This window comes from Zestomonas carbonaria, assembly GCF_904061905.1.
Taxonomy (GTDB): Bacteria; Pseudomonadota; Gammaproteobacteria; order Pseudomonadales; family Pseudomonadaceae; genus Aquipseudomonas; species Aquipseudomonas carbonaria.
Window position 1 is genome coordinate 1 of record NZ_CAJFCI010000131.1, and the last position, 211, is coordinate 211.

A 211-nucleotide genomic window follows, 5' to 3' on the forward strand; every position below is an offset into this window, starting at 1 on the left:
GGACTCCACCACGATCACCCTCAAGGGCCCTGGCTTCGACGAATGGACGCTGTCCAATCGAACCCGCTCCCAGGGGCTGAAAGTCCATGTGCTGTATGCTGAGCAGGCGGCTGCGCCGGTGCATTGCAGCTTCAGCGCAGCCAACGTCAACGACGTTGATGAAGGCAGGAGGCTGAACATCGAACCGCAGGCCACCTACGTGTTCGACAAG

General features: G+C 60.7%; 1 protein-coding gene. It reads left to right on the forward strand.

Annotated features, from left to right (window positions below; all coding sequences use genetic code 11):
* Nucleotides 1-211: transposase (locus tag PSEWESI4_RS24980; protein ID WP_187673935.1), on the forward strand; the 211-nt coding region annotated here is incomplete at both ends.